Genomic DNA, 23,018 nt, shown 5'->3' with positions numbered 1-23,018 from the left:
ATATTAAAAATAGTTAAGTTTTTATAAATGTTAGATACATCAATTCAAGAATTAATAGATAAGTGGCAAAAATACCTCGTTTTGCAAAGAAATTACTCTAGTCATACAGTAATTTCTTATAATAATGACCTTAAGCATTTCCTTGAGTTTATGAATTATTATAATTCAGAGCTTGTAACGATAAATCATATTAAAACCGCAGATATAAGATTAATCCGAAGTTGGCTTGCAAAACGTAACTGTGATAATTTTACCACTTCTTCAATTTCACGTGGTTTATCTGCAGTAAAAAATTTTTATAGGTTTTTAGAGAAAACAACACAATTAAATAGTCAGATAATTTTTTCTATAAAATCTCCTAAAAAAACTAAATTATTACCAAAAGCTTTATCGGAGGATGATGTAGTAATATCACTTGAACATATTGAAGAATACGGGAATGTTAAGTGGGTAGAGCTTAGAAATAAAGCCCTACTTGTTCTTATATATGCTTCAGGTCTACGTATATCGGAGGCATTATCAATTACGAAACTTCATCTACAAAATCTAGAATTTATAAGAATAATAGGTAAAGGTAGTAAAGAAAGAATAATTCCGTGGTTACCGATTGCTAAAAATTTAATTACCCAATATTTAGAAATATTGCCGTATAAGCTAGGTGATAATGAACCAATATTTAGAGGAAAGCAGGGTAAGAAATTGCAGCCACCGGTATTTAATCGTGAATTAATTAAATTAAAGCATTTTTATGGTTTACCGCAGCATTTAACTGCCCATTCATTTAGACATAGTTTTGCTTCACATTTGCTTGAGCATGGTGCAGATTTACGCTCTATTCAAGAGCTATTAGGTCATAAAAGTCTATCTACTACACAAAACTATACTAAAACAAGTATAAAGCATTTAGAGGCTGTATATACTACTGCATATCCAATTAAAAAATAAAATATATTAATATTCATAATCTTCTTGCGTTAATTTTAAGTTATATATTATATTATTTTAAAAACCTTATAAACATAATATACTAAAGCTAATATTGAGATATTAATATGCTAGAAACACCTAAATTACCTAGGGGATATAAACCTTCTAAAGATGAAGAATATATGTGTCCTAATCACCTAGAATATTTTAGACAAAAACTTTTAAGATGGAAAGAGGATTTATTAAAGGAATCTCAAGAGACTTTAAATCATTTAAAGGAAGAAAATTTAAAAGAATCCGATCTTAACGATTGTGCTACTCATGAAACAGAAAGAGCTTTTGAGCTTCGTAGTAGAAGTAGATATTGTAAATTAATGAGTAAAATAGAAGAAGCATTATCACGTATTGAAAATGGGGAATACGGTTACTGTGAAGAAACAGGCGACCCAATAGGTATAAAAAGATTAGAAGCACGACCTATTGCTGCATTATGTATTGAAGCTCAAGAGCGTCATGAAAATTATGAGAGAAATCATTTGGATGAACCTGGGAATTAAAATTGTAATTGATGTGTATGGCTCGAAAAACCTACTCAATGTCATCCTAGCAACGGCGGGGATCCAGAAAAATAACTTCAATATTGATATAGAAGTTACATATTTGACAAAATAAACACATAAAAAAACTTATTTTTTATGTGTTTTACTGGATTCCCGCCTATGCGGGAATGACATAAACGATCCATGTAACGAGATCAATCTTTACAGAGGCAACACTACAATATTAATATACCTTAAAACCTAAAGAAGTTAGAGCATTTACCGTTTCAAATAAAGGTAATCCCATAACATTTGAATATGAGCCGGAAATAAATGAGATAAAAGCTTCTGCATAACCGGAAATTTTACATCCGCCGGCTTTATCTGTTCCCTCATCCAAAGAACAATAAAAATTAATCTCTTCATCACTTAATTTTTTGAACTTAACAATAGTCTGAACTATTTTTTGTCTAACTGTAAGCTGATCATTCTCTTTTTTGATAATACATAAACCGGTATAGACGCGATGACGACGTCCGGATAACATCTTAATACAATTCTTGACTTCTTCATAAGTAGTAGCTTTCGGCAATATTCTTCTACCTACTGCCGCTACGGTATCGGCAGCTATAATTATAGCGGATTCCTCTATTTGAGATGCAACTTTTATAGCTTTTTCGTAAGCAAGCCTTATGGCTAAGGGAGCGGGTAATTCACGCAAATTAAGTGTTTCATCTATATCTGCCGGAATAATTTGTGAAGGGATAATTTTGATTCTGTTTAGTAACTCAATTCTTGCAGGAGAGCTTGATGCTAATATAATCGGTAGGTTTTTTTTGTTCTGCTTCATACTTATAAAGACTAGTGACGATGAATCACACGCCCCTTAGTTAAATCATAAGGGGTCATTTCTACCGTAACTTTATCTCCTAGTAATATTCTGATACGATTTTTACGCATCCTACCGGAAGTATGAGCAATAATTACATGATCATTCTCAAGCTTTACTCTAAAAGTAGCATTAGGTAAAAGTTCAAGTACTGTACCTGTAAACTGAATGAGGTCGTCTTTTGACATTATAATTTATATTTTTATGGTCGGGGCGGAGAGATTCGAACTCCCGACCCTCTGGTCCCAAACCAGATGCGCTACCAGGCTGCGCTACGCCCCGAGAATTAATTATGTCTATACTATATACTCTATTATTCGTAGCAAATCAATTTGTTTATGCAAAAATTTATAGATTTTGCCTAGAAAAAGCGGTTTTGTTTATATCTTTAAGTATCATTGTGTCATTCCTGCGGTTTGTTATATGGTCTTGATGTCATTCTTAGCTAAAAGCGGGAATCCAGAAAAAAAGTATACATACAGAAAATTTTTGAAATTAAAAGCTCGATTTATCTCGCTTTATGCTGGATTCCTGCTTTCGCAGGAATGACATCGGTATCCACGCAACAATGCCTTGCGAGTAGACATTGCCCGCCTGGATACTGAAGATCGTCATTGCGAGGAGAATTACATAGTAATCAGGGCGAAGCAATCTCAGGAATATTTGACGAGATTGCAACAATGCTTCGCTCCTCGCAAGGCATTGTTGCGTGGATCAATTTCACCTCTGTCATCCCGTGGCTTGACCACGGGATCCAGTTAAAAATACTAATATATTAGTATTTTTTATTGTTTTTATGGACCCCGTGGTCAAGCGAACTAGGTGACACAGTAGGTTTTACCGATCCACGCAACAAGACCTCCTCGCAATGATAGTGACGGTTTGGGTATTCCTTTCTATACAAAAATTAATAAAATTTTGCTGTTTTTATTAAAGGACTAAAATAAATAGGTTTTATCCTTGTATTTCTTAAGTTTTATATACGATTTATCAAATTTCTATAAAAAATACATAAAGTTTAATTTATTTTAAATAAGAAAAAGTAACTTCTAGTTACTTTTTATATGTAGGAAATACTTTATTTATAAGTATTCTTATAGGCATTTTAGTATTTAATTAATGTTTTTCAATTAAAAGTAATGTGTTATTTATATAACAAAATTATAAGTTAGAAAAATTTTTGTTCTTTTAATAATTATTAATCATTTCATCTTATCCTCTTTTATTATTTTTTTTAATTAAAGCCCTGAATAAAAAATTAATTTTATTATTAACTTTTTTTAAAAGTGCAACGAAGGTTCTGTGAACATTTCTAATTGATTTACTATTTTGAGGTATTTTTTAGCGAAAATTAATAAGATTTTTGGCAGAATAGTTATTCATTTTTCAAAAAAATCTTATAATTTGCAGCAAAAAAATACCTCAAAATAGTAAATCAATTAGAAATGTTCACAGAACCTAGCGAAAATATTAAGAATTTTTATCTTAATCTCATTTACCAAAGATTTTTAAAAATCTTCCAAAATACAGAAAATTTATATTTGTTTAATGAATACTAGTCTCGAATTGATAATTTAGAAAATTAAGCCCAAATTTAAGAGATGTTATGTCAAGTCAACGAAAAAATACTCTAAAAAATTTAATAAAAAAAGGCATGTTCGCATCAACTGCGGCAGTGATGCTTGCAAGTACGAGTAGCCTTGCTGCTGCTATTCCTAACCCATCCGTAACGGCAGGCGGCGCAGTTTTATCCACAGGGGTAGGTCTTAGTGGGCCATTTGTATCCGGTAACCTTCTAACCCTTGGCGGGGTAAATAATTTTACTGCAGATGTGGCAGCAATTCTTGCTATATAATTCTTGCTATATATTTAAATATCTTTAACGGCACTGTAATGATCGTGCCGAATAACCTAAATCTTGGACCTGTTATACCTCAAGATCTTAATGCGGCAAATGTCGGGCTAGATGTAGATGTTACTAACCCTGTAAATATTACTTTAACAGGTGCTCCGATTACATCGGCAACTGCAAGTGCGGCAGTTTCGCCTTTTGCACCGAATCCCGGACCGGGAGAAGCTAAAGGGAGTACGTACTATTTTAATAGCTTTAATTTTAACAACCTTGCTAGTACTTTGACTATTAACTCCACAGATCCTGCTGCAGAACCTATTATTTACTTTGATGAACACACTCTTACAACTACCATTCAGGGGCAAAACAATCTTACAATAGCTGTTGCTACTGAATTTATCGTTAAAGATCCGGCTTGGACTAAAGTGCAGGCTATTAATATCGGTAACCTTACTAACTCAAGATATAATTTTGCAACCGATATTTCAGATTTGACGCTTTATCCCGGCGGTTCTCCTGAAGTTATGGACGCACAACCTATAGCAAATATCAATTTTTCCGGTGCAAATTCTAGTTATGTAGTAAGTAATGAATCAACAAATGACGCAACATTTATAGCTACCGTACCCATAGTTCCGGCGCAAGATTTGTGGGGTCAATTAGGAGTATACTTCTTCAACATGAAGAGTTGTTAAAATGATTAGGCACAATGGTTTGAAAATTGTCATTTACCAATGAAGAAATTTTATTTTTATATTTTTCAATATTTTCAAAAAATATTCGTATAGAATCAGTAAATGTCTCAAAATTCGCATAAAATTTATTGTTACTTACAACAGAATGCATAAATTTCCACAGTCGTTCAATTGGATTCAAATTAGGACTATATGCTGGCAAAAATAGTAACTCTATTTTACTGTATTGTAGATATTCTTTTACCTTTTTTGACCTATGATATCCAGCATTATCGCATATCAAATAAATCTTACTTTTATCTTGATTATTTGCTTCTAATTTCTTTAAAAATTCAATAATATAATCACCATTAACCTTAGGATTGTCAGTTGTTACTACCTCTAAATCCTTAAGATTAATAGCACCAATAATATGTTTACGCTTCCAACCACTGAAACTTGGTAATGTTTTAACTACATTCTTTCTAATCCAACCAAATTTTGCTCGAGTTTGGTATTGAGGATGAACACTATCCATAAAATAAATAGACTCATCTTTAGCTAAATTATTTTTTAGCAAACTATATTGCAGCTTAAATTCCTCTTGCTTAGCTAAATCTATTTTTCCAGGCATTAACTTAGGTTTCTGATAACTAAAACCAAGTCTGTGTAACAGCTTGATTACCCCAGCTAATGTATAGATTACTCCATATTGACGTTCTATGAACAAACCTATATCTCTAGCATACACATAATTATTATTTTCTAGATGAACTATTAACTCTGCTTCCTCCTGTCTAGTAAGTTTACTATCACTACCGCCATTTCCAGGCTTAAGCTTCTGAGCATTATGATAATCTATTAAATGTTTTCTTATCCCTTCATCACTCAGTAATAACACTTTCGATATCTCATCAATACTATAGCTATCATCATACATGAGAACAGCTTTGATTCTATCACAAATCCTCTTATCCCTTTCGCTTCTATAGTAAAGCTTTAATTCTTCTTTTTCTACTGATGTTAATTTTCTATAAATCATTCTTACTTAATAACACTTGCTGACTTCTTTGACAATTTTTCATTTACTAGAGGTATACACAAGCGTGCGTGAGGATTCGAGTACCGGATCGACGTACAAATTACCTTTAGAAGTGACTTATGCAGGAAGTCTAATATATTTTTTGATACTTTTAGTGTATTTTAAATAGATTTTCAATACTAAAAGTAGTATTTTTGGCTTTTTTATAATAGAATTACTAATCGTATGAATATACATTTCGATACAAAATAAATAAAATTTGCTTTTTTTTTCTCAAGCTTATATTTTAATTGATAAGTTTATAATATGGAAATTTATGTCAAATACAGATAAAGAAAGAGCCATTACCGCAGCACTCGCACAAATCGAAAAAAGCTACGGTAAAGGTTCGGTAATGAAACTAGGGCAGCGTCCGAATGTTGATATAGAAGCCGTATCTACCGGATCACTTGGGCTAGATATAGCTCTTGGAATCGGCGGTGTTCCTAAAGGTAGAATCATTGAAATTTTCGGTCCTGAAAGCTCAGGTAAAACCACTTTAACGCTACATTTAATTGCCGAAGCACAGAAAAAGGGCGGCACATGTGCCTTTATTGATGCCGAGCATGCCCTTGACCCTGCTTATGCTAAAAAATTAGGCGTAAATATTGATGAGCTTATTATTTCACAACCAGATACAGGTGAACAAGCTCTAGAAATTGCCGATACGTTAATTCGTTCCGGCGGTATTGATATGATAATAATAGATAGTGTTGCGGCTTTAGTACCAAAATCAGAGATTGAGGGCGAGATGGGTGATGCCCAAATGGCTTCTCAAGCAAGATTAATGAGCCAGGCTTTACGTAAACTTACCGCATCAATTAATCGTACCAATTGTATTATTGTTTTCATCAACCAAATCAGAATGAAAATAGGCGTGATGTTCGGCAGTCCTGAAACTACGACAGGCGGTAATGCTTTGAAATTCTATGCTTCTGTTAGGATCGATATAAGAAGAATAGGCTCCATTAAAGATAAAGAAGAAGTAATAGGCAGCCAAACTAAAGTAAAAGTAGTCAAGAACAAAGTATCTCCTCCATTTAAAACTGCAGATTTTGATATAATGTACGGTTCAGGTATTTCAAAAGAAGGCGAGATAATCGACCTTGGAGTTAAGCTTGATATTGTTGAGAAATCCGGCTCTTGGTTTTCCTATAATAACGTACGCATTGGACAAGGACGTGAAAACGTCAAACAATATTTAAAAGAACATCCACAAATTTCCAACGAAATTGAGAAAATCATACGCAAAAAATCGTCAAAAATTACTAATATAAATCTTGATCAAACGGAGGAAGAAAATGATTGATTTAACAGGTAAAACTTCCTTAATTACGGGAGCTTCAGGAGGCATAGGCGGAGCTATAGCGAGATTACTGCACAAACTCGGAAGCTATGTAATTATTAGCGGTAGTAATGAGGAAAAATTAAAATCCCTTGGAAATGTTTTAAAAGATAATTATACGATAGAAATATGCAACCTTGCAAATAAGGAAGAATGTAGCAATTTAATATCTAAAGCACCAAAGCTAGATATTTTAGTATGTAATGCCGGTATTACTAGTGATACGCTAGCAATTAGAATGAAAGATGAAGATTTTGACAAAGTTATTGATATTAATTTGAAAGCAAATTTTATTTTAAATCGTGAAGCAATAAAAAAAATGATGCAAAACAGGTATGGACGCATTATTAATATATCTTCAATAGTAGGAATTTCAGGCAACCCTGGGCAGGCTAATTATTGTGCTTCTAAAGCAGGTTTAATAGGCATGACCAAATCGCTCTCTTACGAAGTTGCAACCAGAGGAATTACGGTTAATGCAGTAGCTCCAGGATTTATTAAGTCTGATATGACCGATAAACTAAACGAAAAACAAAGAGAATCCATAGTACAAAAAATTCCGCTAGGTACTTACGGTATGCCGGAAGACGTGGCAAACGCAGTCGCATTTTTAGCAAGCGATCAGGCATCATATATTACCGGCCAAACCATCCACGTAAACGGGGGAATGTTAATGGTGTAAAATTTTGTGCTAGCATAAAATAATTTTTTGTGCTAGAAGTTCTTTTAAAGATAAAATGCTATGAATATTTTAAATAAATATTCATACACAGTTAAAATAAAGTCTAATAGCTGAATAACCGCTATTATGCGGCATATAAAATTAAATGATTTATGGAGTTCAAAATTATGAGTACAACGGACAAGATCGAACAGAAAGTTATTGAAATGGTTGCTGAAAAGCTAAATAAAGATAAATCGATAATAACTACGGATTCAAGATTTATAGAAGATTTGAAAGCCGATAGTCTTGATACCGTAGAGTTAATGATGGCAATAGAAGTTGAATACGGTATTGATATACCTGATGATGAAGCCACTAAAATTAAAACCGTATCCGATGTTATAAAATATATCAAAGAACGCCAATCTTAATCTGCATAAATTAAATCCCTAATAGATAATTAAAAATGTCGAACCAAAGAGTAAATAAAAGAGTAGTTATTACTGGACTTGGACTTGTTACTCCTGTTGGGCTTAATGTTAGCTCATCTTGGAAAAATATTGTAAATGGGATAAGCGGTATAAAAACTATTACGGAATTTGACACTTCTAAACTTGCGTGTAAAATTGCCGGACTTATAGATAACTCTGAGAAAGATGGATTTAAACTTGAAAACTTCACACAAGCAAATGACGTTAATAGACTAAGTAAAATGGATAAATTTATCCATTACGGAGTAGCAGCCGCAACCGAAGCAGTTGAAGATAGCGGCTGGTTACCCGAAGATGAAAAATCTCGTGATAGAACCGGTTTGATATTAGGCTCAGGAATTGGTGGACTTAAAATGATCGAAGACACCTCTATAAAACTTTTTCAAGAAAATAACGGTAAAGTTAGTCCTTTCTTTATTCCTGCTTCATTAATTAATCTTTTATCCGGTCTTGTTTCTATAAAATACGGTTTTAGCGGTCCAAATCAAGCAGCAGTAACGGCTTGCTCTACAGGAGCACATGCTATAGGCGATGCTATGCGTATGATAAAGCATGGCTATGCCGACATTATGATCGCAGGCGGTGCAGAAGCTCCGGTTACACCTGTTGGAGTTACAGGTTTCGTTGCTGCTAGAGCATTATGTACTAAATATAACGATAATCCTGAAAAAGCCTCAAGACCTTGGGATAAAGACCGCAGCGGTTTTGTTATGGGTGAAGGAGCAGGCGTTGTAGTCTTGGAAGAATATGAGCATGCCTTAAATCGAGGGGCTAAAATTTACGGTGAAGTTATAGGATACGGCTCTACAGGTGATGCGTACCATATGACAGCACCGCATCCTGAAGGTAGAGGAGCTTATAGAGCGATGAGAGATGCAATGCTAAATGCAGCTATCACTCCCGATATGATTGATTACATTAATGCACATGGCACTTCTACTAATCTCGGTGATGGAATAGAATTAGCAGCCGTACAAAAATTATTTTTAGAAGCGAATCCCCAAATTTTAATGTCTTCTACTAAATCATCAATAGGACATTTGCTTGGTGCGGCAGGAAGCGTTGAGTTTATCTTTTCAGCTCTTGCAATTCGAGATCAGATTGCACCACCAACTTTAAATTTAGATAACCCTATGGATGAGGTTAAGATAGATTTAGTAAAATTAAAAGCTAGAGAAACTAAAATAGACTACGTGCTTTCCAATTCGTTTGGGTTTGGCGGTACTAATGCTAGCTTAGTCATTAGGAAGATTTGAGCCTACACTGTCATTGCAAGCGACTAAAGGCCTTGTCCGCTTAGATCAGTTTATGTCATTCCCGCGTATGCGGGAAGGTGTTGTTGCGTGGTTCAATTTCACCTCTGTCATCCCGCGACTTGATCGCGGGATCCAGTTAAAAATACTAATAATTTTAGTATTTTTATTGTTTTTTGGATACCGTGGTCAAGCCACGGTATGACACCGAACGGATTTTTTGGTCCACGCAACAAAGTATTCAGTCGCTCGCAATGACGAAGTTTGCATACGCATACGCAACAACATCAACAATATATTCCCTTTCATGCCCCCAATTTATTACATAAAAGACGGTAATCTAAGCTTTGCGGATAAAGTAATCTTATCTGATTTAGAACTTTATTTATATACCTCTAGTAAATGAAAAATTGTCAAAGAAGTCAGCAAGTGTTATTAAGTAAGAATGGATTTATAGAAAATTAACATCAGTAGAAAAAGAAGAATTAAAGCTTTACCATAGAAGCGAAAGGGATAAGAGGATTTGTGATAGAATCAAAGCTGTTTTCATGTATGATGATAGCTATAGTATTGATGAGATATCGAAAGTGTTATTACTGAGTGATGAAGGGATAAGAAAACATTTAATAGATTATCATAATGCTCAGAAGCTTAAGCCTGGAAATGGCGGTAGTGATAGTAAACTTACTAGACAGGAGGAAGCAGAGTTAATAGTTCATCTAGAAAATAATAATTATGTGTATGCTAGAGATATAGGTTTGTTCATAGAACGTCAATATGGAGTAATCTATACATTAGCTGGGGTAATCAAGCTGTTACACAGACTTGGTTTTAGTTATCAGAAACCTAAGTTAATGCCTGGAAAAATAGATTTAGCTAAGCAAGAGGAATTTAAGCTGCAATATAGTTTGCTAAAAAATAATTTAGCTAAAGATGAGTCTATTTATTTTATGGATAGTGTTCATCCTCAATACCAAACTCGAGCAAAATTTGGTTGGATTAGAAAGAATGTAGTTAAAACATTACCAAGTTTCAGTGGTTGGAAGCGTAAACATATTATTGGTGCTATTAATCTTAAGGATTTAGAGGTAGTAACAACTGACAATCCTAAGGTTAATGGTGATTATATACTTCTTTAACTTGAAAAGTTGGAAAATGAATATTTAGATGAGCGAATAATCAATGTTCTTATGGATAATTAATATCTAATACTACCAATTCTTCAGGTAAAAGAAGTATATTATTGAATTTTTAAAGGAATTAGAAGCAAATAATCAAGATAAAAGTAAGATTTATTTGATATGCGATAATGCTGGATATCATAGGTCAAAAAAGGTAAAAGAATATCTACAATACAGTAAAATAGAGTTACTATTTTTGCCAGCATATAGTCCTAATTTGAATCCAATTGAACGACTGTGGGAATTTATGCATTCTGTTGTAAGTAACAATAAATTTTATGCGAATTTTGAGACATTTACTGATTCTATACGAATATTTTTTGAAAATATTGAAAAATATAAAAATAAAATTTCTTCATTGGTAAATGACAATTTTCAAACCATTGTGCCTAATCATTTTAACAACTCTTCATGTTGAAGAAGTATATATAATATATTATGCACATTAACTACTTAAAAGATTTGATTGGTTTTAAGTCTGTAACTCCTGAGAGTGACGGGGCTATGGAGTATATTGATGATTTGCTTAAACAGCACGGCTTTAAGACCGAAATAAAAATATTCGGCGATTCTAAAAGCGAGCAAGTTACTAACCTTTATGCTGTTTTCGGTAGCAATGAGCCTAATATTTGCTTTGTTGGGCATGTAGATGTAGTGCCGGCAGGTAATCATGAGCTTTGGCATAATGCGAGTCCATTTAAGGCTAGCCAGCAAGACGGTAAGATATATGGCAGAGGTGCGGTGGATATGAAAGGGGCTATAGCGTGCTTTCTAGCAGCTAGCTTAGATTTTATAAAAAATAATACCGATTTTAAAGGTTCTATTAGTTTCTTACTTACCAGTGATGAAGAGGGAAAAGCAAAGCATGGTACTAAAGAAATGCTGCAATATATTTATGACCAAGGGCATAAGATGGATTTTGCTATTGTCGGTGAACCCACTTGTGAAAAAGAAATAGGCGACACAATTAAGATCGGTAGAAGAGGAAGTGTTAACTTTAAATTAAATATAGAAGGCTTAAGCGGGCATGTAGCTTATCCTCATAAAGCAAATAATACGTTGCCTTGCTTAATAAAAATATTGAATGAGTTAACAAATATAAGACTTGATGAAGGGACGGAATTTTTTCAAAGTTCAAATCTTGAAGTGACGAATATCGATGTCGGTAATAATACTTCAAACGTAATTCCGGCAAGTACGGAAGCATCTTTCAATATACGTTTTAATAATTTACATAGTGCAGAAACTTTAGCAAAACAGGTAGAAGAAATTATTAAACGATATTGCAAAGAATATAAAGTAGATTATAAGTTAGAATATAGTAGTTCTGCTGATAGTTTTATTCAAAATCCAAACGATAAAATAAAAGAATTTGCTAAAATAGTAGAGCATATACTTAAAATAAAGCCTGAATTCTCTACAAGCGGCGGTACGTCGGATGCGAGATTCGTTAAAAATTATTGTCCGTTAATAGAGTTTGGTTTATTATCCGAAACGGCACATAAAATAAATGAATACACAAAAATTAGCGATTTACAAAAATTATATGATGTGTATTATAATTTTTTAACGAAATCTTTGTGTACTTCAAATAAATATAAATAGGTAGACGAAGTTCATCGAGTATACGCGGATGTGATGAAACTGGTAGACATGCAAGATTTAGGTTCTTGTGCTGCAAGGCGTGGGGGTTCAAGTCCCTTCATCCGTACCACTTAAATTTTCTCATAAAAAATAACATAAAATTTTTATGCAGCAATTTAGTATTTATCAAACAAGCGATGAATTGCTTCTAAAATCGATATTGCTTCTGATAGAAAAATGCTATCGCTCTGATCTTAAAAGCGTGATATTAACTGCAGATGCAGATCAACAAGAAATGCTCAATAAAAATCTTTGGACTTATTCACGTAAGCAATTTATACCTCACGGAAGTAAAACGGATCCGCAGCCTGAAAAACAGCCGATTTATATTACCGATGAGTTACAAAATCCTAATAATGCTAGTGTGCTTGTTATTATTTCGCCTACGGATATAGGAAAAATTTTACAAGCAAAAGAATATATAAGAGTTTTTAAAAGGATAATTATAATAACCGATTTACCGGAAGATTTAAAAGAATTAACATTTAAAATAAATAAATTTACCGAGCAGGAAAATAAAATCGATTGTTTTACTCAAAATCTTCGTGGAATGTGGAATAAGGTGGAATAGATTTATATTCTTTTACGTACAAATAAATATAATCCGATCGTTAAAGCAATAACCAAATTGGAATAACAAGCAAAAATAAAATCTAGATTTTTTGAAGCAAAATTTTGCAATATAAAATGAATTGAAGTAACTAGCAATACTGTTAAGGCAGAAAATAATACCGGCATAAAAGTTGTTTTTTTGCTATAAGGATATCTCAAAAAAACTGCAAGTGCTAAAAAAGGTAATACAAAATTATATAAAGGCCAAATTATTCTTTGATGTGCTTCAGCAATTAATTTAATTTTTTTAGTAATAGCTAAATCATGAGGAGGGGCAAGTAATTCGCTTATATAATATTCGTTTGCTTCTTTATTATGTTTAGTTCTTTGCGATACTAAAGGATTATCATTTTGTAGTTTTATCATTAAAGAATCAAAAGTTAACTGAGTTAAATTACCGTTTACGTCATATTCTTGTCTTATGCCTTTATTAAGTTCAAAAATCGGGCTATTATCATATATATTAAGAGTACCTGAACCCGCAAATACTACTGATGGGTTATCAGCGTTGCGATTATCAAATATTATTACGCCGTTCATAATATTTCCTGCTGATTTTTTATCTATAAAAACAGTGATATCTTTCGTTACTTTATTAAAAGTTTTCTCTTCAATCATACTTGAGATATAATTATTCTGTATAAAGTTTAAACGTGATTTTAAGTTTATATGAGATAACGGCAGGATGGTAGAAGATATATAATAAGCAAGTAGCATAACTATTAATGCGACATATAAAGCAGGCAATGCTAGCTGTACATTATTAACTCCCGAAGCTTGTAATATAATTAATTGTCGCTCGACTTTTAAATTATTATAGATATAGATCACGGCAATAACCGTTACTACCGGTAACAGAATAAATAATAAAGTAGGAAGTACTAGAACTATTAAACTGAAGAAGTCCATAACTTTTATACCTTTATCAAATAAATATAAAAGTTTTAATATTTGCGTTATCCATACTATACTAGTCACTGAAAAAGTAACGACTATAAGCAGCGGTAAGATATTTTTTATAAAGTATTTTCGGTATAGTAGCATAAGTTTGTTCCAAATCTGTCATCCCGCGGCTTGACCACGGTATCCGGTAAAAAATACTAGTGTTTTTTATTATTTTTATGGATCCCGCGGTCAAGCCGTGGGATGACAATAGTAAGAATTAAATCTCCAACCTTTCTTATTGTATTATTTGCAAAGATTCGATAAATTAATTTACCTATCAGTATTGTTATAAATGCAATAGCAATGCCGTAAATTATATCACTTGGGTAATGCATGGCAAGGCTTATACGAGATAAAGACACGAGTATGATAACACAAATCATTAAGATTTTTAACGATAATTTAATATAATCCCAAATAAAATATGTTACCAAAACGCTAAGAGCCGCGTGGCTGCTTGGAAAGCTTGAAAAGCATCTTTCATTTGCAGTATTTATTATGGTCATGAAACTATCAGCAGGAAGACTGCAATAAGGGCGAGGGAAATTAACTGAAAATTTAAGAGCGGTAAAAATTAAACCAAATACCCCGTATATTATACCTATTTCAACTAATTTATTATAATTGTGCCAAAATTTATTTTGCCGTTCATTATCATTTTTAATTTTCTTTAATTGAATATAAAAATATATACAGTATAAAATATATATTAAGGCGAAATTAGCGATATTAAAACAAAACGAAATTATTTTTAAAAAATAAGGTATTAGACCAATGTTAGTAATGTTATTCAAAAATAAGAATATTTCTTGATTTAAGCCGCAAAAATTATAAAAAACTTCAAACATCATTTTAAATATTTATGTTACAAGTAACAATACTTGGATGCGGAGCATCTCTCGGCGTACCGGTGATCGGGTGCGATTGCAGTATATGCTTATCGAATTCAAAGTACAATAAAAGAACTAGATCGGCAATATATATTAACGATGAAAATAGTCAAATATTAGTTGATTTCGGTTTTGATATTAGAAATCAACTATTACAAGAAAAGATAAATAAGCTCGATTGTGCTATATTAACACATGATCATTCTGATCATGTTAACGGTATAGATGACTTACGGGTATTTACTTTTATGCAAGGTAAACCGCTCGTAATCTATACAGATCACGATAGTGTGGCAAAGCTTCATACAAAATTTGATTATCTATTTAACAATAAATTATTTAAGCTTGGGCAAATGCTCACAACTCAATCTGTTAGTTTTTTTGATAAAATTAAAATTAATACTATTGAAGTACAGTTTTTTAGACAACATCATGGACCTATAGATAGTTTGGGCTTACGTATAGGTGATTTCGTTTATTCGCCTGACGTAATCGATTTTCCGCCTGAATCGAAAAAATTTTTAAAAGATATAAAAATATGGATTTTAGATTGTATGGATTATAAATCAAATCCGAATCATGCAGGGCTTGATAAAGTTCTAGAATGGCGTGAAAAATATAAACCTGAGCAGATATTATTAACCAATATGAGACATACGATAGATTATCATGAGATTACGAAAATGCTTCCAAATAATGTTAAGCCGCTTTATGACGGTTATAAATTTACGGTTTAGTTTATGATTATTTTAGAAAAAGTTTGTAAGCGTTACGGCAAAAATTACGTAATTAAGAATATTGATTTAGATTTTACTACTAAAGAAACTACTGTAATAATTGGACCTTCGGGAAGTGGAAAAACTACTCTGCTTAGAATTTTAAATAATTTAGAAGAACCGAGTAGCGGTACTTTTTTGGTAGACGGGAAGAAGCTATTATCTAAAGATAGAAGAAAGCTTCGTTTAAAAGTTGGTATGGTTTTTCAAAATTTTAATCTCTTTCCGCATTTAACGGTAGGAGAAAACCTAATTTATACACCGGTAAATGTATTAAATTTGCCAAAAGAACAAGCAATTTCTATGGCAAAGGCATTACTTGCAAAATTTAAGCTAACGCAAAAATTTGACTCATATCCGGCAAGTCTATCAGGAGGACAGAAACAACGTATAGCAATAGCAAGAGCCTTGATGATGAAACCGGAAATTTTGTTATTCGATGAACCGACTTCGGCACTCGATCCCGAAAATATTAAAGATGTTATAGAGAATATAAATTTATTAAAAGGTCAAATGAGTATGGTAGTAGTCACGCATCATTTGAAGTTTGCAAAATTAATAGCGGATCGTGTTATTTTTATGGATCAAGGGCAGATTTTGGCAAATCAGTCTGCTAAGGAGTTTTTTAATAAACCGGCATCGCATCGAGCTAGGTTGTTTTTAGAGAATATCGGTGATTTAATGTAATATTCTTGATAAATATAAAATTGCAAATTATAATTAGTATTTAATTTAGTATTAATTATAGGTCTAATAATGGAACATATTTATGCAAATCTAACAGTTAGTATCTCTGAATTTAAAAAAAGTCCTACCGCATTATTAGATAAGGCAAGCGGTGAGCCTGTTGCCTTATTAAATCATAATAAACCGACTGCTTATTTAATTTCAGCTGAATTATATGCAAGAATCATTGAAGCTTTAGATGATAATTATTTATTAGAGCTTTCTAAAACTAGATTAAAAGATAAAGAAAAAGCAATAGCGGTTAAAAGTAGCTTTTGTCATTCCCGCTAAAGCGGGAATCCAGTAAAAAATGGTAAAAATAAAAAAATCATATAAAAATTTAGTATATAATTTATTTAGAAAGCCGGATTCCTGCTTTCGTAGGAATGACATAGAATCAATAAATAATATCACCGTATGAATAAAAAGCTTATCTTATTTTTTAGTATAATATTACTATTATCACATCGTACAGTCTTTGCACAGACACGAGTAGAATTACCTCAAAAACTAAAAAGTTTTATTAAAAAGCTCGAATTGCAAAAAGACGAATTACAAGGAGGAGCAATTGCAATTTTATACAAAGGTGAAGTTATTTATAAAACAACGTTTGGAAATCAGAAAGGTAATAAAAGAGCTATTACCGACAAAACTTTATTTCCGCTAGCATCGGTTTCAAAAGCCGTTTCAGCAACGGCAATTGCATTAATGGTAGATCAAGGAAGTTTAGATTTTGATGAAAAATTCAAATTACCATACTTCAAAAATACTATTAGTCTTAATAATATTTTAAGCCATATAACAGGTTATCAATTTTCAGGAAATATTGAAATTGAGCAAGGAATGAGTCGCTCAAAGCTTTTAATGCTGCTGCAAAAACAACAAGCTAGTTGTAAACCAGGGCAATGTTATAAATATAGTAATATCGTTTTTAGTTTACTTGAAGAAGCTTTAAATTGTAAAAAATCAAGTTTAAATGCTGCAATAGATAATTTGCGTACAACGCTTAAAACGCAAGATATATACCTCTAGTAAATGAAAAATTGTCAAAGAAGTCAGCAAGTGTTATTAAGTAAGAATGGATTTATAGAAAATTAACATCAGTAGAAAAAGAAGAATTAAAGCTTTACCATAGAAGCGAAAGGGATAAGAGGATTTGTGATAGAATCAAAGCTGTTTTCATGTATGATGATAGCTATAGTATTGATGAGATATCGAAAGTGTTATTACTGAGTGATGAAGGGATAAGAAAACATTTAATAGATTATCATAATGCTCAGAAGCTTAAGCCTGGAAATGGCGGTAGTGATAGTAACCTTACTAGACAGGAGGAAGCAGAGTTAATAGTTCATCTAGAAAATAATAATTATGTGTATGCTAGAGATATAGGTTTGTTCATAGAACGTCAATATGGAGTAATCTATACATTAGCTGGGGTAATCAAGCTGTTACACAGACTTGGTTTTAGTTATCAGAAACCTAAGTTAATGCCTGGAAAAATAGATTTAGCTAAGCAAGAGGAATTTAAGCTGCAATATAGTTTGCTAAAAAATAATTTAGCTAAAGATGAGTCTATTTATTTTATGGATAGTGTTCATCCTCAATACCAAACTCGAGCAAGATTTGGTTGGATTAGAAAGAATGTAGTTAAAACATTACCAAGTTTCAGTGGTTGGAAGCGTAAACATATTATTGGTGCTATTAATCTTAAGGATTTAGAGGTAGTAACAACTGACAATCCTAAGGTTAATGGTGATTATATTATTGAATTTTTAAAGGAATTAGAAGCAAATAATCAAGATAAAAGTAAGATTTATTTGATATGCGATAATGCTGGATATCATAGGTCAAAAAAGGTAAAAGAATATCTACAATACAGTAAAATAGAGTTACTATTTTTGCCAGCATATAGTCCTAATTTGAATCCAATTGAACGACTGTGGAAATTTATGCATTCTGTTGTAAGTAACAATAAATTTTATGCGAATTTTGAGACATTTACTGATTCTATACGAATATTTTTTGAAAATATTGAAAAATATAAAAATAAAATTTCTTCATTGGTAAATGACAATTTTCAAACCATTGTGCCTAATCATTTTAACAACTCTTCATGTTGAAGAAGTATACAAATATTACCGCTAGAGCCGAATATATACTTCTTTTACCTGAAGAATTGGTAGTATTAGATATTAATTATCCATAAGAACATTGATTATTCGCTCATCTAAATATTCATTTTCCAACTTTTCAAGTTAAAGAAGTATACAACTTGCTTATCCGCATTCTAAAGCAATAATAGACGGACAAGAGGTAATAACATTGCTTCCGTTTCCGCCTTACTACCCAAAGACGGTACCTGCATCTGCCGGTATTTTTGCATCGATAGATGGAATGATTGAAATATTCAAACTTAGTTTTGGTTATAAACCGAATCTTATTTCTAAAAGTACTTTAGATCGTAATTATTATGTATAAAATAGTAAAATCAAACAAAGATGTTTTTGAATTTAAATGGCAACTGATTTGGCCTATTGATCAAAAAATGATTGAGTCATATTACGCTCTTGGATGGCGTATTCTTAAAGTAAAAGGACGCTCAAATAAGGATTTAATTTTTCACTCAGGCTATATTAACGGTATTAATTCTTTTATTGGTTTTATACCCTCAGAAGAACTTGGAATTATTATTCTAGTGAACCAAGAAGGTAGTTTTCCACTTAAAAATGGGCTGGGACTTTGGTTTGATTATATATAGATTAAAAAAGTTATATTATATGAATAAAAAACTTATTTTTATAATTTTCAGCACCGTAGTTGTAACCGGTTTATTATATAGATATATTAATGAGCATTATCCAAAATTTTTTAAAGAACCACAAAATATAGGGAGTTTTTGTGCGTCGTTATTAATATTATTTAGTATAATTTACAGTACTATTAGCCAAAATGAAGTGCGTAAATGTTGTTTGCAATTAGCAATGTGGGCAGCAATCTTCTTAGTTATAATAACTGGTTATGCTTTTAGGTTTGAGCTGAACTACGCTTATCATAGAGTAATGTCTGCTTTAATTCCATCATATAAATGGTCTACTGAAGTCGGAGAAATTATTATAGCCCGTAGCGGAGACGGACATTTTTATATCAATGCTTTTGTAAATGATGTTAAAATAAAATTTATGGTAGATACCGGTGCAAGTGATATAGCTTTGACTAAAGAAGATGCTCAAAAATTAGGTTTTGATTTAACTAAATTAAAATATACTAGAACTTATCTAACGGCTAACGGCGAAAATAAAGCCGCCCCTATAACTTTAAATAATGTAGTAATAGGTACGGAATTTAAGAACGTCAAAGGTCATGTAGGTCTTGGTGAACTTGATATCTCATTGCTCGGTATGTCGCTACTTGAGCGTTTTAAAGGTTTTAGAATTGATAAGGATTTATTGATCTTGAATTATTAGGCTTCATCGTCATTGCGAGGAGCGAAGCGACGTGGCAATCCGGTCAAGCATCCTGAGATTGCTTCGTCAAAATTTTCAATTTTTCCTTGCAAGGACGACTTTTAAGTCGTACACAAGCCGGCTTAGAACGGCATTTTAAAGCCTGGCGGTAAGCTTATACCATTTAAAGCTCCTGATAAAGAATTTTGAGAATCTTCATCGCATTTTTCTTTAGCATCGTTAAAGGCAACTTTAATTAAATCCTCAAGCATTTCTTTTTCTTCCGGTTTTAATAAAGATTCATCAATCGTAATCTTTTCAACTGCGCCTTTACCGGTGATAGTAATTTCAACAAGCCCACCGCCGGCTTTACCGGTATATCTTGCATTTGCCATTTGCTCTTGAGCTTCTTGCATTTTCTTTTGCATTGATTGGGCTTGCTTTAAAAACTGATTAAAATTTACCATAATTCTATCCTTTAATTTTTAGCTTTTAAGTAAAATATCCGAAATTACTATATTTGGGAAATGTTTTTTAATTAAACCAAAATCGTTACTTGCTTCAATCTTACCGATTAACTGATTCTTTAAGGTTTGCTTGTGCTGTTCTTTTATTACTATAAATTCAAATTTTTCTTTAGTAAAAGCAGCTAACAAATCTTCTATTTGTTTTTTTATTTTGCTTGTAACTTCAAGGCTTACAAGTTCTAATCTATTATCACTGAGATTTTTAAGTTCCGTGTTATTAAGCAGGAAGTAATATATATCTATCTCATTATTTTTATATAGATATTCAAGAAAATCTACAATTTCAAATTTTTTTTTTATTTCCGGAGTAATTAATTGATTTAAATTTTGATTATTACTATCCGAACCGTCAAGTAGCTGTAGCGACGTCGAATATATAGATTTTATAACCAACATTTCCGTTTCTGTTAGCCCGTTATAGGAAATCTTTATTTCTGCGACTCCTTTATTATATATTTGCCATAAGATTGATAAATGCGGCAAACTGATTTTATCTAATATGTTTTTAGTTCTATCATTAAATGATTCATATATCGGCAAACTATAATTAGGTAACATTTTTACTTTGTTAAGATAGGCAATAAAATCTGCTACCGATTCTATAAAAATCTCAAGATTAACCGAAAAGCTGTAAAGTTTATTGATTAAATTTATGGCTTTTTCTGTCTCTCTATGAATTATATATTCTACAAATTCCATTATAACGGAAGCGTCAACAAGCCCAAGCATTTGATTAATTACTTGAGGAGTAATTATATTATCGGATTTCGCAGACATACTAGCTGCTTGATCTAAAATAGAGACTGCGTCACGTGCTGACCCTTCAGACTTATGAGCTATAATTCTTAAAGCCTCTATATCGGTTTTTAAATTTTCTTGCTTAGCTATATCTTCAAGTAGCTTAAAAATCTCTTCAAAACTCAACCGCCTTAAATCATAACGTTGACATCTTGAGATAATAGTTGCAGGTATCTTTTGTACTTCCGTAGTTGCAAAAATAAATATTATGTGAGGCGGCGGTTCTTCCAAAGTCTTAAGAAGTGCATTAAATGCTCCTTTAGAAAGCATATGCACCTCATCAATAATAAAGATTTTATGCTTCCCTTGTAGAGGTTTATATTCAGCGGATTCTATGATTCTACGTATATCATCTACGCTAGTTTTACTTGCCGCATCAATTTCGATGATATCAGGATGATTATGGTTATTAAAACTAGTGCAATTTGTGCATTCTTCGCATGTTTTAATAGTCGTATTTTCGGTAATTAAAGCAGAGCAGTTTACGGCTTTAGCAATAATACGAGCCGAGGTAGTTTTGCCCACTCCTCTAATACCCGTTAAAAGATAACCTCCAGTGAGCCTATCATTTAAAATAGTATAGCTTAAAACTTTGACTAATACCTCTTGCCCCTGAAGCTCGGTAAAATTACTAGGACGATATTTCCTTGCAAAAGGAATATACTGATTAGATGAATTTATATCTAGCACGATTTAAATTTTGAAGAGTGATTTGATTTTTTCAGTGTCATTCCCGCGTGGCATTGTTACGTAGACCGGTAAAACCTACTGTGTCACCCCGTGGCTTGACCACGGGGTCCATAAAAACAATAAAAAATACTAATAATTTTAGTATTTTTAACTAGATCCCGTGTCAAGCCACGGTATGACAGAGGTAAAATTGATCCACGCAACAATGCCTTCCCGCCTACGCGGGAATGACATAAACGAGCCATGCGGGCAATGTCGGTTAAGCCACGGCATGCTAGTAATGACCCATCAAATCCCACTCCGGCTGCTTCCTTTCAGACCTGACCGACTAAATGGGCACAATGCCCACTACTAGCATAATTAACATAACCTGTTTATTTTCAAGAAACAACATATTTTTTTTCTATTTCCGATTTTGTTAACCTCTCAGGTGGGCCGAATATTTCGGGATTTTTTATTTTAAACAGATCATCGGAAAATTTTTGTACTTTAGCTATTTTATCAAAAGTAATAGTGACTATATCATGATCTTCAAATATTTTGAGTAGCTCAATTTGTTTATTAGCTTTATTAAAAGTAATTTCGCTACGCTTTTCCGTTAAAGTATGATAGATAGTGATTTTAAAAATATTTCCTTCATTAACTACCGATTCAAAAACAAAATCCTTGTCAAAATGCTCTTTATCTTCTAATAAAAAATTAAATATATTTTCAGCTCGACTAATTCGGCTTACCTGCTCCATATCATAATCGTACATCGATACGAAATTTTTAGTACCGACTATGACTATGGGAAAAGGAGGGTAATAATTACATCTGAAATTATTAGGCTTGTTAATCAATAATTTTCCTTTAACCGTAGTATCGTGAGAATCTTCTTGAGTAAAATCTATCGCAACCGATTTTATCGTACGTAGATAAGTTTTTAGCTCCGAAATAGTTGCTTTATCATCTGCTCCAAACGCTACAACTGAATTTATAAAAACACAAATAATAATTAAGAATATTTTTTTCATTTTTATTGTTTTATATTTTAAATTATGTTTAAACTACCTTAGTTATTTTGTTAAA

General features: G+C 32.2%; 29 protein-coding genes, 2 tRNA genes, 1 other RNA gene and 2 pseudogenes. 22 read left to right on the top strand and 12 right to left on the bottom strand.

Going from position 1 to position 23,018, the window contains the following annotated elements:
• Positions 1 to 27 precede the first annotated feature (27 nt).
• Positions 28 to 945 carry a tyrosine recombinase XerC gene (locus tag AC5584_RS07485; RefSeq protein ID WP_499216358.1) on the top strand — a complete coding sequence of 306 codons (918 nt, stop codon included), beginning with the start codon at positions 28 to 30 and terminating at the stop codon, positions 943 to 945.
• A 107-nt stretch (positions 946 to 1,052) separates the two neighbouring features.
• Positions 1,053 to 1,484, top strand: a complete 432-nt coding sequence (gene dksA / locus AC5584_RS07480) for an RNA polymerase-binding protein DksA (RefSeq protein WP_499216357.1) — start codon at positions 1,053 to 1,055, stop codon at positions 1,482 to 1,484.
• Between the two features lie 226 nt (positions 1,485 to 1,710).
• Here the strand turns inward: dksA and AC5584_RS07475 are convergent, their stop codons facing one another.
• The 3 genes from AC5584_RS07475 to AC5584_RS07465 form a co-directional block, all read right to left on the bottom strand.
• A complete protein-coding gene (locus tag AC5584_RS07475) occupies positions 1,711 to 2,316 on the bottom strand; it encodes a Maf family protein (RefSeq protein ID WP_499216356.1) in 606 nt (201 codons plus the stop codon).
• 11 nt (positions 2,317 to 2,327) lie between these two features.
• A complete protein-coding gene (gene infA / locus AC5584_RS07470; protein WP_008579354.1) occupies positions 2,328 to 2,543 on the bottom strand; it encodes a translation initiation factor IF-1 in 216 nt (71 codons plus the stop codon).
• A gap of 17 nt (positions 2,544 to 2,560) precedes the next feature.
• Positions 2,561 to 2,637: transfer RNA gene (locus AC5584_RS07465), tRNA-Pro, on the bottom strand.
• 332 nt (positions 2,638 to 2,969) lie between these two features.
• Here AC5584_RS07465 and AC5584_RS07460 point away from each other — a divergent pair.
• Positions 2,970 to 3,134: a hypothetical protein gene (locus AC5584_RS07460; protein WP_499216355.1), complete on the top strand. Its 165-nt coding sequence runs from the start codon at positions 2,970 to 2,972 to the stop codon at positions 3,132 to 3,134.
• On the opposite strand, the gene AC5584_RS07455 is transcribed toward AC5584_RS07460, so the two are convergent.
• Positions 3,131 to 3,259 (bottom strand): hypothetical protein, encoded by a 129-nt coding sequence (locus AC5584_RS07455; RefSeq protein WP_499216354.1) that lies wholly within the window; start codon positions 3,257 to 3,259, stop codon positions 3,131 to 3,133. The two genes, AC5584_RS07460 and AC5584_RS07455, sit on opposite strands and share 4 nt — an antisense overlap.
• 702 nt (positions 3,260 to 3,961) lie before the next feature.
• Here AC5584_RS07455 and AC5584_RS07450 point away from each other — a divergent pair.
• Both AC5584_RS07450 and AC5584_RS07445 read left to right on the top strand, forming a co-directional pair.
• Positions 3,962 to 4,210 carry a cell surface protein gene (locus AC5584_RS07450; protein WP_499216353.1) on the top strand — a complete coding sequence of 83 codons (249 nt, stop codon included), beginning with the start codon at positions 3,962 to 3,964 and terminating at the stop codon, positions 4,208 to 4,210.
• Positions 4,211 to 4,248: 38 nt separating this feature from the next.
• Positions 4,249 to 4,902 carry a hypothetical protein gene (locus AC5584_RS07445; RefSeq protein WP_499216352.1) on the top strand — a complete coding sequence of 218 codons (654 nt, stop codon included), beginning with the start codon at positions 4,249 to 4,251 and terminating at the stop codon, positions 4,900 to 4,902.
• Here the strand turns inward: AC5584_RS07445 and AC5584_RS07440 are convergent.
• On the bottom strand, positions 4,883 to 5,923 hold the full coding sequence (locus AC5584_RS07440) for an IS630 family transposase (protein WP_499216351.1): 1,041 nt from the start codon (positions 5,921 to 5,923) through the stop codon (positions 4,883 to 4,885). The two genes, AC5584_RS07445 and AC5584_RS07440, sit on opposite strands and share 20 nt — an antisense overlap.
• Before the next feature lie 316 nt (positions 5,924 to 6,239).
• Between AC5584_RS07440 and recA the strand changes: the two genes are divergently transcribed.
• From recA to fabF, 4 genes are all read left to right on the top strand, one after another.
• A complete protein-coding gene (recA, locus tag AC5584_RS07435; RefSeq protein WP_499216350.1) occupies positions 6,240 to 7,271 on the top strand; it encodes a recombinase RecA in 1,032 nt (343 codons plus the stop codon).
• On the top strand, positions 7,264 to 7,989 hold the full coding sequence (gene fabG, locus AC5584_RS07430) for a 3-oxoacyl-ACP reductase FabG (RefSeq protein ID WP_499216349.1): 726 nt from the start codon (positions 7,264 to 7,266) through the stop codon (positions 7,987 to 7,989). The genes recA and fabG overlap by 8 nt, the downstream gene beginning before the upstream one ends.
• Positions 7,990 to 8,141: 152 nt before the next feature.
• Complete coding sequence (gene acpP, locus AC5584_RS07425; RefSeq protein ID WP_008579292.1) at positions 8,142 to 8,402, top strand: acyl carrier protein; 261 nt, start codon at positions 8,142 to 8,144, stop codon at positions 8,400 to 8,402.
• 35 nt (positions 8,403 to 8,437) lie between these two features.
• The gene (fabF, locus tag AC5584_RS07420) at positions 8,438 to 9,718 is read left to right on the top strand and encodes a beta-ketoacyl-ACP synthase II (protein WP_499216348.1); all 1,281 of its coding nucleotides are present in this window, start codon (positions 8,438 to 8,440) and stop codon (positions 9,716 to 9,718) included.
• A gap of 75 nt (positions 9,719 to 9,793) precedes the next feature.
• On the opposite strand, the pseudogene AC5584_RS07415 reads toward fabF, so the two are convergent.
• A pseudogene (locus AC5584_RS07415) lies at positions 9,794 to 9,948 on the bottom strand (MFS transporter); the annotation flags it as partial.
• A 315-nt stretch (positions 9,949 to 10,263) separates the two neighbouring features.
• Between AC5584_RS07415 and AC5584_RS07410 the strand changes: the two are divergent.
• From AC5584_RS07410 to AC5584_RS07390, 5 genes are all read left to right on the top strand, one after another.
• Positions 10,264 to 10,854 (top strand): winged helix-turn-helix domain-containing protein, encoded by a 591-nt coding sequence (locus AC5584_RS07410; protein ID WP_499216347.1) that lies wholly within the window; start codon positions 10,264 to 10,266, stop codon positions 10,852 to 10,854.
• A gap of 100 nt (positions 10,855 to 10,954) precedes the next feature.
• The gene (locus AC5584_RS07405) at positions 10,955 to 11,314 is read left to right on the top strand and encodes a transposase (RefSeq protein ID WP_499217017.1); all 360 of its coding nucleotides are present in this window, start codon (positions 10,955 to 10,957) and stop codon (positions 11,312 to 11,314) included.
• A gap of 20 nt (positions 11,315 to 11,334) precedes the next feature.
• A complete protein-coding gene (gene dapE, locus AC5584_RS07400; RefSeq protein ID WP_499216346.1) occupies positions 11,335 to 12,501 on the top strand; it encodes a succinyl-diaminopimelate desuccinylase in 1,167 nt (388 codons plus the stop codon).
• A 24-nt stretch (positions 12,502 to 12,525) separates the two neighbouring features.
• Positions 12,526 to 12,610: transfer RNA gene (locus AC5584_RS07395), tRNA-Leu, on the top strand.
• A gap of 36 nt (positions 12,611 to 12,646) precedes the next feature.
• Positions 12,647 to 13,111, top strand: coding sequence for a DNA polymerase III subunit chi (locus AC5584_RS07390; protein WP_499216345.1), 465 nt, complete (start codon positions 12,647 to 12,649; stop codon positions 13,109 to 13,111).
• A gap of 2 nt (positions 13,112 to 13,113) precedes the next feature.
• On the opposite strand, the gene AC5584_RS07385 is transcribed toward AC5584_RS07390, so the two are convergent.
• Both AC5584_RS07385 and AC5584_RS07380 read right to left on the bottom strand, forming a co-directional pair.
• Complete coding sequence (locus AC5584_RS07385; RefSeq protein WP_499216344.1) at positions 13,114 to 14,196, bottom strand: LptF/LptG family permease; 1,083 nt, start codon at positions 14,194 to 14,196, stop codon at positions 13,114 to 13,116.
• A gap of 56 nt (positions 14,197 to 14,252) precedes the next feature.
• Positions 14,253 to 14,945 (bottom strand): phosphatase PAP2 family protein, encoded by a 693-nt coding sequence (locus AC5584_RS07380; RefSeq protein WP_499217040.1) that lies wholly within the window; start codon positions 14,943 to 14,945, stop codon positions 14,253 to 14,255.
• Between the two features lie 14 nt (positions 14,946 to 14,959).
• Here AC5584_RS07380 and AC5584_RS07375 point away from each other — a divergent pair, with 14 nt between their 5' ends.
• The 7 genes from AC5584_RS07375 to AC5584_RS07345 all read left to right on the top strand — a co-directional run bounded on the left by AC5584_RS07375 (position 14,960) and on the right by AC5584_RS07345 (position 19,953).
• The gene (locus AC5584_RS07375; protein ID WP_499216343.1) at positions 14,960 to 15,724 is read left to right on the top strand and encodes an MBL fold metallo-hydrolase; all 765 of its coding nucleotides are present in this window, start codon (positions 14,960 to 14,962) and stop codon (positions 15,722 to 15,724) included.
• A gap of 3 nt (positions 15,725 to 15,727) precedes the next feature.
• Positions 15,728 to 16,450, top strand: coding sequence for an amino acid ABC transporter ATP-binding protein (locus tag AC5584_RS07370; protein WP_499216342.1), 723 nt, complete (start codon positions 15,728 to 15,730; stop codon positions 16,448 to 16,450).
• A 69-nt stretch (positions 16,451 to 16,519) separates the two neighbouring features.
• Positions 16,520 to 16,780: a type II toxin-antitoxin system Phd/YefM family antitoxin gene (locus tag AC5584_RS07365; RefSeq protein ID WP_499216341.1), complete on the top strand. Its 261-nt coding sequence runs from the start codon at positions 16,520 to 16,522 to the stop codon at positions 16,778 to 16,780.
• Positions 16,781 to 16,906: 126 nt separating this feature from the next.
• On the top strand, positions 16,907 to 17,521 hold the full coding sequence (locus AC5584_RS07360) for a serine hydrolase domain-containing protein (RefSeq protein ID WP_499216340.1): 615 nt from the start codon (positions 16,907 to 16,909) through the stop codon (positions 17,519 to 17,521).
• Between the two features lie 50 nt (positions 17,522 to 17,571).
• Positions 17,572 to 18,609: an IS630 family transposase gene (locus tag AC5584_RS07355; RefSeq protein WP_499217039.1), complete on the top strand. Its 1,038-nt coding sequence runs from the start codon at positions 17,572 to 17,574 to the stop codon at positions 18,607 to 18,609.
• A gap of 350 nt (positions 18,610 to 18,959) precedes the next feature.
• The gene (locus AC5584_RS07350) at positions 18,960 to 19,247 is read left to right on the top strand and encodes a serine hydrolase (protein WP_499216339.1); all 288 of its coding nucleotides are present in this window, start codon (positions 18,960 to 18,962) and stop codon (positions 19,245 to 19,247) included.
• Between the two features lie 19 nt (positions 19,248 to 19,266).
• Entirely contained in the window at positions 19,267 to 19,953 is a 687-nt protein-coding gene (locus AC5584_RS07345) for a TIGR02281 family clan AA aspartic protease (RefSeq protein ID WP_499216338.1), read from the top strand.
• A 122-nt stretch (positions 19,954 to 20,075) separates the two neighbouring features.
• Here AC5584_RS07345 and AC5584_RS07340 read toward each other — a convergent pair whose 3' ends face one another.
• Complete coding sequence (locus AC5584_RS07340) at positions 20,076 to 20,399, bottom strand: YbaB/EbfC family nucleoid-associated protein (RefSeq protein WP_499216337.1); 324 nt, start codon at positions 20,397 to 20,399, stop codon at positions 20,076 to 20,078.
• Positions 20,400 to 20,417: 18 nt separating this feature from the next.
• On the bottom strand, positions 20,418 to 21,947 hold the full coding sequence (gene dnaX / locus AC5584_RS07335; protein WP_499162449.1) for a DNA polymerase III subunit gamma/tau: 1,530 nt from the start codon (positions 21,945 to 21,947) through the stop codon (positions 20,418 to 20,420).
• A 50-nt stretch (positions 21,948 to 21,997) separates the two neighbouring features.
• On the opposite strand from dnaX, the pseudogene AC5584_RS07330 reads away from it, so the two are divergent.
• Positions 21,998 to 22,158, top strand: a pseudogene (locus AC5584_RS07330) (tRNA lysidine(34) synthetase TilS); the annotation flags it as partial.
• Positions 22,159 to 22,213: 55 nt separating this feature from the next.
• Here the strand turns inward: AC5584_RS07330 and ffs are convergent.
• Both ffs and AC5584_RS07320 read right to left on the bottom strand, forming a co-directional pair.
• Positions 22,214 to 22,307, bottom strand: an RNA gene (ffs, locus tag AC5584_RS07325) — signal recognition particle sRNA small type.
• A gap of 20 nt (positions 22,308 to 22,327) precedes the next feature.
• Positions 22,328 to 22,963, bottom strand: coding sequence for an outer-membrane lipoprotein carrier protein LolA (locus tag AC5584_RS07320; RefSeq protein WP_499216336.1), 636 nt, complete (start codon positions 22,961 to 22,963; stop codon positions 22,328 to 22,330).
• Positions 22,964 to 23,018 lie beyond the last annotated feature (55 nt).

The sequence above is a fragment of the Rickettsia endosymbiont of Villa modesta genome, from assembly GCF_964026485.1.
Classification (GTDB): domain Bacteria; phylum Pseudomonadota; class Alphaproteobacteria; order Rickettsiales; family Rickettsiaceae; genus Rickettsia; species Rickettsia asembonensis.
This window is presented reverse-complemented; position numbering and strand designations above follow the sequence as displayed.

Bases quoted from the DNA above. Each gene is read 5' to 3' on its own strand.
- AC5584_RS07370 (WP_499216342.1), top strand. From the start codon at position 15,728: ATGATTATTTTAGAAAAAGTTTGTAAGCGTTACGGCAAAAATTACGTA.
- AC5584_RS07475 (WP_499216356.1), bottom strand. From the start codon at position 2,316: ATGAAGCAGAACAAAAAAAACCTACCGATTATATTAGCATCAAGCTCT.
- AC5584_RS07365 (WP_499216341.1), top strand. From the start codon at position 16,520: ATGGAACATATTTATGCAAATCTAACAGTTAGTATCTCTGAATTTAAA.
- acpP (WP_008579292.1), top strand. From the start codon at position 8,142: ATGGAGTTCAAAATTATGAGTACAACGGACAAGATCGAACAGAAAGTT.
- fabG (WP_499216349.1), top strand. From the start codon at position 7,264: ATGATTGATTTAACAGGTAAAACTTCCTTAATTACGGGAGCTTCAGGA.
- infA (WP_008579354.1), bottom strand. From the start codon at position 2,543: ATGTCAAAAGACGACCTCATTCAGTTTACAGGTACAGTACTTGAACTT.
- AC5584_RS07350 (WP_499216339.1), top strand. From the start codon at position 18,960: ATGTATAAAATAGTAAAATCAAACAAAGATGTTTTTGAATTTAAATGG.
- fabF (WP_499216348.1), top strand. From the start codon at position 8,438: ATGTCGAACCAAAGAGTAAATAAAAGAGTAGTTATTACTGGACTTGGA.
- AC5584_RS07385 (WP_499216344.1), bottom strand. From the start codon at position 14,196: ATGCTACTATACCGAAAATACTTTATAAAAAATATCTTACCGCTGCTT.
- dapE (WP_499216346.1), top strand. From the start codon at position 11,335: ATGCACATTAACTACTTAAAAGATTTGATTGGTTTTAAGTCTGTAACT.
- AC5584_RS07485 (WP_499216358.1), top strand. From the start codon at position 28: ATGTTAGATACATCAATTCAAGAATTAATAGATAAGTGGCAAAAATAC.
- AC5584_RS07390 (WP_499216345.1), top strand. From the start codon at position 12,647: ATGCAGCAATTTAGTATTTATCAAACAAGCGATGAATTGCTTCTAAAA.
- AC5584_RS07320 (WP_499216336.1), bottom strand. From the start codon at position 22,963: ATGAAAAAAATATTCTTAATTATTATTTGTGTTTTTATAAATTCAGTT.
- AC5584_RS07440 (WP_499216351.1), bottom strand. From the start codon at position 5,923: ATGATTTATAGAAAATTAACATCAGTAGAAAAAGAAGAATTAAAGCTT.
- AC5584_RS07340 (WP_499216337.1), bottom strand. From the start codon at position 20,399: ATGGTAAATTTTAATCAGTTTTTAAAGCAAGCCCAATCAATGCAAAAG.
- AC5584_RS07360 (WP_499216340.1), top strand. From the start codon at position 16,907: ATGAATAAAAAGCTTATCTTATTTTTTAGTATAATATTACTATTATCA.
- AC5584_RS07375 (WP_499216343.1), top strand. From the start codon at position 14,960: ATGTTACAAGTAACAATACTTGGATGCGGAGCATCTCTCGGCGTACCG.
- AC5584_RS07410 (WP_499216347.1), top strand. From the start codon at position 10,264: ATGTATGATGATAGCTATAGTATTGATGAGATATCGAAAGTGTTATTA.
- AC5584_RS07345 (WP_499216338.1), top strand. From the start codon at position 19,267: ATGAATAAAAAACTTATTTTTATAATTTTCAGCACCGTAGTTGTAACC.
- dksA (WP_499216357.1), top strand. From the start codon at position 1,053: ATGCTAGAAACACCTAAATTACCTAGGGGATATAAACCTTCTAAAGAT.
- AC5584_RS07380 (WP_499217040.1), bottom strand. From the start codon at position 14,945: ATGTTTGAAGTTTTTTATAATTTTTGCGGCTTAAATCAAGAAATATTC.
- AC5584_RS07450 (WP_499216353.1), top strand. From the start codon at position 3,962: ATGTCAAGTCAACGAAAAAATACTCTAAAAAATTTAATAAAAAAAGGC.
- AC5584_RS07445 (WP_499216352.1), top strand. From the start codon at position 4,249: ATGATCGTGCCGAATAACCTAAATCTTGGACCTGTTATACCTCAAGAT.
- recA (WP_499216350.1), top strand. From the start codon at position 6,240: ATGTCAAATACAGATAAAGAAAGAGCCATTACCGCAGCACTCGCACAA.